The 4,029-nt window shown below is 67.0% G+C and carries 3 protein-coding genes; 1 reads left to right on the top strand and 2 read right to left on the bottom strand.

The window, feature by feature from the left end; genetic code table 11:
* The coding region (locus tag AC1DYI_RS28665; RefSeq protein ID WP_477207525.1) for an ABC transporter substrate-binding protein at positions 1 to 831 on the bottom strand (831 nt) is incomplete at its 3' end.
* A 190-nt stretch (positions 832 to 1,021) separates the two neighbouring features.
* Here AC1DYI_RS28665 and AC1DYI_RS28660 point away from each other — a divergent pair.
* Complete coding sequence (locus AC1DYI_RS28660; protein ID WP_477207524.1) at positions 1,022 to 2,560, top strand: 3-hydroxyacyl-CoA dehydrogenase; 1,539 nt, start codon at positions 1,022 to 1,024, stop codon at positions 2,558 to 2,560.
* Here AC1DYI_RS28660 and AC1DYI_RS28655 read toward each other — a convergent pair.
* On the bottom strand, positions 2,511 to 4,029 hold a 1,519-nt coding region (locus tag AC1DYI_RS28655), incomplete at its 5' end, for a sensor histidine kinase (protein WP_477207523.1). The two genes, AC1DYI_RS28660 and AC1DYI_RS28655, sit on opposite strands and share 50 nt — an antisense overlap.

The raw sequence follows: 4,029 nt of genomic DNA, 5'->3' as shown, positions 1-4,029 counted from the left end.
GTGCAGCGACGTGACGATGCCCTGCGCCGCCTGACCCTGCGCTTCGAGCACACCGTCGGTGAGGAAGCCGGAACCCACCAGGGGAATGGTCTTGCGCAGGCCCGCCGCGTCGTAGTCCTTGACGAACTTGACCGCACCGCCGCCAGCGAAGAAGGCGAAGACGACGTCTGGCTTCTGGGCCGCGATCTCGGTCAGCAGGGCCTGGAATTCAACGTTGGGGAACGGAAGCGTCAGGTCCTTGGTGACCTTGCCGCCGCCTTTCTCGAAGGCCTCGTTGAAGCCCTTGACCGTCTCGTTCCCTGCGGCATAGCCCCAGGTGATGGTCATGGCGGTCTTGTAGCCCTTTTGCGCGGCGATGATGCCGGTGGCATAGCCGGGCTGCCAGTTCGAGAACGAGGTGCGGAAGATGTTCTTTGCGCACAGCGGGCCGGTCACTGCGTCGGCGCCGGCATTGGGGACGATCAGCAGCGTGTTGCTTTCCTTCGCCACCTTGGCCATGGCCAACGCCACGCCGGAATGAACGGTGCCGACCAGCACGTCGACTTGGTCACGCTTGACCAGCTTGTTGACGTTGTCGGTCGCCTTGGCGGGGTCGCTCTCGTCGTCGACCTTGAAGAACTCGATCTCGCGGCCGCCCAGCTTGCCGCCTTGCTCGCTCACGTAGAGCTTGAATCCGTTCTCGATCGCGTTGCCCAGTGCGGCGTAGGTGCCGGTGTAGGGCAGCATCAGGCCCACTTTCAGCTTCGGCGCGGTCTGGGCGACGGCAGGCCCGGCGACGAGGGCACAGGCAGCCAGGCTGGCGGTGGCGAGAAGCGTGCGACGCAGGGTCATGAGAGTTCTCCGTTGGGGTTGTCGACCGAGGGTATTCGCAGCCGCCCAAAGGCGCCGCTAGGGCAAGCACCGGGCGCTCGGAGATGCATCATTGTGCTTGACTGGTGTCAAGACTACAGCCTGACACATGATTCAGGCAATATAGTGCATACCCTGCCAACGGTATGCTTCGCCCAGGAGAACTTCAATCATGAACCAATCGCAGCTTCCGTCCGTCCTGGTGGTCGGCGCGGGCATCATGGGCGCGGGCATCGCGCAAGTGGCCGCACAAGCCGGGCACCGCGTCATGTTGTTCGACGCCCGAGAGGGCGCCGCCGCAGGGGCACGAGACAAACTGGGCCAGACGCTTCAAGGCCTGGTCGCCAAGGGAAAGCTGACCGGCGACGCGGCCGATGCGACGCTGGCGCGCATCTCGCCGGTGGCAAAGCTCGAAGACGCGGCCGACGCTGGCCTGGTCGTCGAAGCCATCGTCGAAAACCTGGAAGCCAAGCGCACGCTGCTGCGCCAGCTCGAAGCCTGCGTGTCGCGTGACGCTGTGTTGGCATCGAATACCTCATCGATTTCGATCACCGCGCTGGCCAACGGCCTGCAGGCGCCGGGTCGCGTGGTCGGCATGCACTTCTTCAACCCGGTGCCGCTGATGAAGCTGGTCGAGGTGGTGTCGGGCTTGCAGACCGACGCGGCGGTCGCCGAACAGGTCTTCAAGCTCGCGACGAGCTGGGGCAAGACGGCGGTGCATGCGCGCTCGACGCCGGGTTTCATTGTCAACCGCATCGCGCGGCCTTACTACGCCGAGACGTTGGCGCTGCTGCTGGAACGTGCGGCCGAGCCGGCAGTGCTGGACGCGTGCCTGCGTGGCGCCGGCTTTCGCATGGGCCCGTGCGAGCTGATGGACCTCATTGGCCACGACACCAACTTCTCGGTCACCGAGTCGGTCTACCAGGCGAACTTCTACGACAAGCGCTTCCAGCCTTCGCTGGTACAGCGCGAGATGGTCGATGGCGGCCTGCTGGGCCGCAAGTCGGGCCGCGGCTTCTTTGCCTATGGCGAAGGCGTGGCCGCGCCGGCCTTGCCTGCTGCGCGCCAAGGCGCCTTGCCCTCAGCGGTGCGCTGGCATGGGGCCGGGCAGGGCGGTTCGGCGATGACCGCATTCGGCCAGCGCTGGCGCGACGCTTTGTCAGCCGCCGGCGTGGCGGTCGAGCAGGTGATGGGGTCGGAATGGATCGGCCTCGAATCCGAAGGCCGCCGCCTCGCGCTGACCGATGGCCGCAGTGCCACCCAGCGTGCTGCCGACGAAGCCTGCGCTGAGACGGTGGTGTTCGACCTGCCGATCGCCGAGCTGTCGGCCGGTGCCTCGTTGGCCTATGCCGGCGCGGCCTCTGCCCACACGGCCTGGTTGGACCAGGCGGCTGCGCTGCTGGCTTGCGCCGGTGTGCAACCGCAGCAGATCGATGACGCACCCGGCCTGGCCGTGGCGCGCACCGTGGCGATGCTGATCAACGAAGCGGCCGACGCCGTGCAGCAGGGCGTCTGCAACGCCGAAGGCGCCGACCTGGCGATGAAGCTGGGGGTCAACTACCCGGCCGGGCCGTTCGAGTGGCTGGCGCGTTGGGATGGCGCCGCGGTGGTCGAGCTGATCGACCAGCTGGACAGCTTCTACCGCGGTGAGCGCTACCGCGTCAGCCCTTGGCTGCGCCGGCGGCAACCCCGTCCAGGTTCGGCACGCTGACCAGGCAGACGATGCCTTTCGGCTCGCGCTCTCGCCACGAGACCGAGCCGCCCATCAGCTTGACCCGCTTGCGGATGCCGCCCAGGCCCAGGCCGTGAGACCACTTGGCCGGCGTGCGGCCGACGCCGTCGTCGCTGATCGTCACGGTGAACAGGCCTTCATGCAGCTGCATCTCGATCAGCACCTGGGTCGCCTTCGAGTGGGCAATGATGTTGCTGATCAGCTCGCGCATGATGCGCGTCAGGGACGACCACTGGATGATCGACAGCGTCAGGTCTTCATCGAAGCTGGCACTCCACTCCAGCTCGCAGCGGATGGCTTCCAGGCGCGCCGTGATGTCGGTCTTCCATTCGGCTGCCGCCAGCGCGAGCGAATGGGTCGACGCGGCGAGCCCGCGCGTCAGCGTCTTCAGGTCTTGCAAGGTGTGGCGGACGTAGTCCTCCATCTCCTTGTTCTGCGCCTTGTACATCAGTGTCAGCAGGCGCGCGCCGATGTCGTCGTGCAGGTCTTGCGCGATGCGCACCCGCTCTTCACTGCGGCCTCGCTCGACCGCACGGTCGTGCGCCAAGGCGCGCATCAACTGCTCGACGATGCGGTCGGCCAGGCGCGCGTCTTCGGGCGTGAACAGCCGCTTGCCGCGTTCGGCGAAGCGCAGTGCGATCTGGCCGTCCAGCATCGGGCCCTGCGTCAGGTTGGGTGCCGGCACCAGCAGCACCGCGCCGTTGGCGACGACACGGCTCTGCCGACTCTGGCCGCCGGTATGGGTGGTCTCCAACGGCTCGAACACGTGGCGCAGCAGGTCGGCCATGCGGTCAGCGGCGCGCTCGGGCTTGGCTTCGACCTCGCGTGCGATACGGTAGAGGTGGTCGAACATGCGCTCGGTGGTCAGCGTGCGCGCGCCCATCATCTGGTTGACCAGCCACTGGCGCACGGCGGCGTATGCGCCGAGCGCTAGGAACAGCGACAGCGTCAACGAGGCGAACTGGCTGAACGAGAACACCGCGACGAACAACAGGTCGACCGAGGTGGCGACGGTGCTGACGCCAGCCAGCATCGCGAACTCGCGCATCACGTTCTGCGAGCGCGAGATGAACGGCACCATCAGGATCACCGACGCGAAGAACACGCTCCAGATGACCGGGCCGACGGCGGCCAGCGGCTGCACGTCCGGCGGCATGTGCGGCACCAACGCGACCGCCAGCGTCAGCAGCACCAGCGCGCCGACCGTGACTGAGGCGAAGCGCCGCATCACCACCGCAAACGGGTGCGGCTGCGGCCCAACCGGCCAGGCCAAGAAGACAATGCACAGCACGCCGTCGCCGATCAGCAGCGACTGGGCCGTCCACCAGTGGTGCGGCTGTTGGCCCAGCACCGCGTAGATCCCGAAGCCTAGTGTGGCGCCCCAGCTCAACAGCACCGGCAACACACGCCAGCGTGAGCGGTAGGGATGCAGTGCGGTGGCATGCAGG

The organism is Ideonella sp. P3_A4 (assembly GCF_056403075.1).
This window is presented reverse-complemented; position numbering and strand designations above follow the sequence as displayed.